General features: G+C 46.9%; 5 protein-coding genes. All 5 read right to left on the bottom strand.

Annotation, left to right across the window (positions count from 1 at the left end):
• Window positions 1-162: 162 nt before the first annotated feature.
• The 5 genes from AK963_RS09800 to gap all read right to left on the bottom strand — a co-directional run bounded on the left by AK963_RS09800 (window position 163) and on the right by gap (window position 5,840).
• Entirely contained in the window at window positions 163-780 is a 618-nt protein-coding gene (locus AK963_RS09800; RefSeq protein ID WP_066015268.1) for a GNAT family N-acetyltransferase, read from the bottom strand.
• Window positions 781-1,258: 478 nt separating this feature from the next.
• Entirely contained in the window at window positions 1,259-1,765 is a 507-nt protein-coding gene (gene crr, locus AK963_RS09795; protein ID WP_066015267.1) for a PTS glucose transporter subunit IIA, read from the bottom strand.
• Window positions 1,766-1,953: 188 nt separating this feature from the next.
• Complete coding sequence (gene pfkA / locus AK963_RS09790) at window positions 1,954-2,934, bottom strand: 6-phosphofructokinase (protein ID WP_066015266.1); 981 nt, start codon at window positions 2,932-2,934, stop codon at window positions 1,954-1,956.
• Between the two features lie 123 nt (window positions 2,935-3,057).
• Window positions 3,058-4,491, bottom strand: a complete 1,434-nt coding sequence (pyk, locus tag AK963_RS09785) for a pyruvate kinase (RefSeq protein WP_066015265.1) — start codon at window positions 4,489-4,491, stop codon at window positions 3,058-3,060.
• Window positions 4,492-4,829: 338 nt separating this feature from the next.
• Entirely contained in the window at window positions 4,830-5,840 is a 1,011-nt protein-coding gene (gap, locus tag AK963_RS09780; RefSeq protein ID WP_066015270.1) for a type I glyceraldehyde-3-phosphate dehydrogenase, read from the bottom strand.
• Window positions 5,841-6,000: the final 160 nt, after the last annotated feature.

The following is a 6,000-nucleotide window of genomic DNA, read 5'->3' as shown; positions in this document are numbered from 1 at the left end:
ATCATCCTGAGTTTTAATCTGACTGGCTATTTGATCTACCAGTTTTTCGTTGATTTCAACGCTCATTGTTATTCTCCATTTTGGAGTATTAACGACAAGCGTTTACACAATTTAAATTACATTCCCTATAAATCTTCATACCTTCTGGTTTCCGCTCATAAGTCATACTTGCTTCAAATACCTTGTTATAGAATGAACATTTCTTACCGACCACACCCAAGGCACCGTATCCCCCTTCTGAAAGCCGAAATTTTGATAATAGGCATTCAAATCAACTGTACTTTTGTTTCTCACATCGGCAGCAATCGTTTTAAAACCATGCTTACTGGCCTGATCATTGATTATTGATTTTAATAATTCTCTACCATACCCATTTCCTCGTATAGAGGCAAAAGGTGATATATAGCATACCTTTTCATCCATTGGTCCCAATTTTGCCTCAGCCCTGTCCTGCGATACTAATTTATCGTGAGCCAAGTTCCCTGATATAAAGCCTGCACAAGCTAAAACTTTGTCCCCGTCAAATAAACAAAAGTATCTGCTCGTTGGCACATCTTTAACCTTTTCATCTATCCACTGAAATCCATATGCCTCATTTACAAGCGTCACAAGCTCTTTATTTAACGATGATGTACAATCATTTCTATCTACAACAGATACACGATAGTTTTTAAATGTTGCAGGCTCCTTATTATTTTCTCGTTTTTTTTCAGTGGAATCCCCATACTCAAAAGGGCACCTATCACTTCTGGCTGACATACTAGACTTGAATACATCCATAGTATCTCCTCCTACCAAGATCTAGGATAGAATTCAGACAATCTTTGTATTTGATGAGTTCAGAAAAATAAGCGGGTCATTGTTGTAGCTATATAGACCTGCTGATTTATCTTAACGAACGACAGGTTCTCCCCTGCAGAGGAGTGTCTTTAGAGTAAGCATAAAGCCCAAAAGAAGCATTCCTGAGTCAAGGCTCAACTTGCACCATTCAAATAAGCGTTGACACCATAACCAATAGCTGAACAGTTTTGTTTATTATACGATAAACCACCTCTCTTGATTTCATCCCCTATCGGCCATTGAAACAGCAATGTTCAGCCCGATTTCTATCACAAATTTCGCGATTCAAATAGTCGGAATATGTTTCATTTTTGTTGAGCCTCGCTCAGACAATATTCGCACGTAGATGCCAGAAGCGATGAAGAATATGTAATCAATAGTTGAAAGGCCCCCACTGATGGGGAGCCTGAGCCTGTGGCTACTTCATATATACGGTCAGCAGAGTATCAGCACCAGCCTGCACATTCCCGGTGGACTTTTCCAGATGACTGACATCATCCATATTGGAAATTACAATGGGCGTTACGATACTTCTCGCCTTTTCTTTCAGAAGAGTGAGATCGACTTCAACGACAGGGTCGCCCGCTTTAATCTGCTGCCCTTCTTTCGCTATTCGCTTAAAGCCCTCTCCTTTCAGCTCCACGGTATCAATACCAAAATGGACAAACAGCTCAACACCTGAAGGAGTTTCCATGCTGAACGCATGGTTGGTTTCAAAGATCTTGGCAATGACACCATCACAGGGCGCTACCATTACATTTCCGGTTGGGTCAATTGCCAGACCATCTCCCACAACCTTGTCGGCAAAAACCGGATCTGGAACTTCCTCTATGGGAACAATCTTTCCCGTCAAAGGTGCCTTCAGGACCGTCCCCTCATTTGAGTTAAAACCCAGACTTTTTTTGAGAGAGTCAAAGATACCCATAACTGTTACCTGCGGCTGTTACAACAATCTTCTATGAAGCCTGCTCAAACCTGAAATGAGGAAACTTCACAGACGCGGGACCGGTCTAAAAGAAATACCGGCAGGGAGAAAGGCAAAAAGCCTCATTTTCAGAGGCTTTTCCATCTTAAAGAACTTTAGTCATCTGCTGCTCAGCATTCAACATCGAATCAGACCGAAACGATTTGAGCCACTTTCATCAGGTGACTATCAATCTGGTTGTGCTTGCTAATTGCTCTTTCCAGTGGGGTTTTAACAACCTGCTGGTCACGAACACCCACCATAATACCACTGTCGCCATTACGAAGGGCTTCTACGGCGGCAACACCAAGACGGCTGGCCAGAACACGGTCAAAGCAGGTAGGCTTACCACCACGCTGGATATGCCCCAGTACAGTGACCTTTACCTCATATTCAGGGAACTTCTCTTCCACTGCACGGGAGAGTTCAAATACACCACCGCTGCGATCGCCTTCAGCTACTACGATAATACTGGAGGTTTTACCAGCACGACCGCTCTTCTGCAGAGATTCCATAAACAGTTCAACCGTCTTTTCCTGCTCAGGAATCAGGATATCCTCTGCACCGGAAGCAATACCCGTGTTCAGAGCAATAAAGCCGGCATCACGGCCCATTACTTCAATAAAGAACAGGCGATTATGAGAAGTCGCTGTATCACGAATCTTATCGATGGCTTCTACAACGGTATTCAGTGCCGTGTCATAACCAATGGTGAAATCAGTACCGTAGATATCATTATCGATGGTACCGGGCACACCGATACAGGGCAGACCATGCTCTTCTTCCAGCAGCATGGCACCAGTAAATGAGCCATCACCGCCGATAACCACCAGCCCATCAAGCTCAGCAGCCCGGGCATTTTCGTAGGCTTTGATACGGCCTTCTTTGGTTCGGAACTCCTGACAGCGCGCTGACTTCAGGAAAGTACCACCCAGGTTGATGATGTTGGCCACCGTACGGGCATCAGCCACTTCCATACGGTTTTCAATCAGCCCTTTATAACCTTCCTGAATGACAACTGGCACAATACCGTAGTAAATACAGGCACGAACAGTCGCACGGATGGCCGCATTCATACCGGGAGCGTCTCCCCCGGAGGTCAAAACACCGACTCGCTTTAATTCGGTCATGCCAGGCTATTCTCCTTCCAAGTGCCTAAATGCTTGTAAAGCAATTAGAAATAATTAGTTAGGTTCTGTTGACTCAGACCAGACGCCACTCACATTCGCTGTCAACAGCGTCTGAAGCAGGGATCAGCTTACGCTGATAATCTGCATGGTGTTGGTTCCACCTTCGATTTCCTGGCTTTCGCCTTTGGTCAAAATGATCTTGTCGCCTACTTCCAGAAGACCGCGCTGTTTAAGGACATTAATTGCACGTCCATTCACTTCTGAGCCATACTCGGTGCCGCTGTCAAAAGCTACCGCTTCAACGCCACGGTACAAAGCCACACGACGTTCAGTAGTCTCATATCGGGTCATGGCAAAAATCGGCAGGCGAGTATTAATTCTGGACATCCACAGTGGCGTAGAACCGGTTTTGGTCAGACAGACAATCGCCTTGATATCGTCCTGATGGTTAGCTGCAAACATCGTTGCCTGAGCGATGGCTTCATCAACATGCTCAAACTTACCAATGCGACGCTCAGTCATGTATTCAACAGACTGTTTTTCAGCGCCAAGACAAATACGGCTCATCGCCTTAACTACTTCATCCGGACGCTTACCGGTCGCCGTCTCACCGGATAACATCACCGCGTCTGTACCATCGAGCACAGCATTTGCCACATCAAAGACTTCTGCGCGGGTTGGTTGGGTGTTGTGAATCATGGACTCCATCATCTGAGTAGCCGTAATGACCGGCTTATTCAAACGACGGGCTTCATTAATCATGTGCTTCTGAGCGCCAATCAGTTCAGGGTCACCAATTTCAACACCCAGATCGCCCCGGGCAACCATCACGGCATCCGATGCGGAAATAACTTCAGCCAGCAGTTCGTGGTCATTAACCACCTCAGCCCGCTCAATCTTGGACAGTATAGCGGCAGTTCCACCAGCTTCCCGGAGCAGGCGACGCGCCTCTTCAACATCACTGGCATGACGGACAAAAGAAACTGCCAGATAATCCACTTCCAGCTCTGCAGCCAGAAGAATATCCTGCTTATCTTTCTCAGTTAACGCTGCAGCAGAAAGACCACCACCCTGAAGGTTAATGCCCTTGTTGTTAGACAGCTCACCACCATTGATCGCTTTGGTTTTGATGCATGGGCCATCAATAGACACTACCTCGAGACTGATTCTTCCATCATCAAGAAGCAGCACATCGCCAACCTTACAGTCATTTGGCAGGTCTTTATAACCGAGCCCCACCTGGGTTTCATCACCATCATCAATGGGCAGGCTGGCATCCAGGTTAAAGGTAGCACCATCAGGAAGATGGATTTTGCCATTCTGGAAACGGCCAATACGAATCTTAGGCCCCTGCAAGTCACCCAGAATAGCAACCGGACGGTTCAGCCTGGCAGCAATTTCACGAATGGTTTTGGCACGGGCTTTGTGATCTTCCGGATCACCGTGGGAGAAGTTAAGGCGAACAACGTTGACTCCAGCTTCAATCAGCTTTTGCAGTTGTTCTTCAGATTCAGTTGCGGGCCCCAGGGTTGCCACAATTTTTGTGCGTCTGAGCATGATAATCCTCTCGCTTGTGAACCCGCCGCTCTCGCAGGCGCTTTATGCCACTCCACAGGAGTCATTACAGCAAGCGACAGGCCTTAATGGATTAATAATGTGCACGGCAGCCGTTCACAACCTGTACACCTCTGCTCTGCAGGACAAATGTATTGAACGGAGTGCAAACAAAAGAAGAAAGTACTGTTAAAGTATAGGAGCCATCTTGCCCCGTAACACTGTCTTCTCTTTGTTTACCAACAGCCTGACATGCCAGGTATTGAATTGCTTATCTCATTTATCGTAACCAACACAGGCCCGTTAAACGAGCCTGTGTTGAGATCACCTTTCAGAATGCCTTAAGCGTTCATCAGGGCCTTGGCTGTATCCAGCATACGGTTGGAGAAGCCCCACTCGTTATCGTACCAGGACATAACCTTAACAAGGTTACCCAGAACACGAGTCTGAGTCGCATCAAAGTTAGAAGAGTACGGGCTGTGGTTAAAGTCCATGGAAACCAGTTCTTCATGGTTAACATGCAGAACAGTAGACATCGCAGGATTGGACTTGGCTGCAGCAATAATGATTTCGTTTACTTCTTCAACAGTCGTCTCACGAGCAGCAACGAAGCTCAGGTCAACCAGAGAAACGTTGATGGTCGGTACACGAACAGCCATGCCATCGAACTTGCCTTTCAGCTCAGGAACGACTTCACCTACTGCAGCCGCAGCGCCGGTAGCGGTTGGAATCATGTTCATGGCTGCAGCACGGGCACGATACAGGTCAGAGTGGTATACATCGCTCAGACGCTGGTCGTTAGTGTATGCATGGATAGTGGTCATCAGACCCTTATCAATGCCCAGCACATCATTCAGAGGCTTGGCAATAGGAGCCAGACAGTTAGTGGTGCAGGAAGCGTTAGAAATAACGGTCATGTCTGCAGTCAGAGTGTCGTGGTTCACACCGTAAACGATGGTAGCGTCAACGTTTGAGCCAGGAGCAGAAATGATGACTTTCTTGGCACCAGCATCCAGATGTGGTTTACAGGAATCCTTGGAACGGAAAACACCAGTACATTCAAAGACAACGTCAACGCCCAGCTCGCCCCATGGCAGCTTGGAAGGATCACGCTCAGAGAAGGTTTTGATTTCGTCACCGTTTACGAACAGAGCGCCTTCGCCTTCTTCAACCTGCGCGTTGAAGCGGCCATGAACAGTGTCGTACTTGGTCAGGTGAGTGTTGATTTTGGTGTCACCCAGATCATTAATGGCAACAATCTGGTATTCATCGCGACGGCCAGCTTCGTAGAGTGCGCGCAGTACGTTGCGACCGATACGGCCGTAGCCATTAATAGCAATCTTGATCATGATGTCTCCAATACCGTTAATCAAAGCGGAATTACCGCCCTGTCTCTAGTAAAAAGGATTTCATTAGCGAATGCAGCACAGTAAAAACACCTACAGCAAAACCCCAACATTTAACTACAGGGTTTAACGGCAGATCACAGCTTTTATCCAGCTACAACAACAC

The organism is Endozoicomonas atrinae (genome assembly GCF_001647025.1).
Classification (GTDB): domain Bacteria; phylum Pseudomonadota; class Gammaproteobacteria; order Pseudomonadales; family Endozoicomonadaceae; genus Endozoicomonas; species Endozoicomonas atrinae.
The sequence above is the reverse complement of the archived record's forward strand: the minus strand, read 5'-3'. Positions and strand labels throughout refer to the sequence as shown.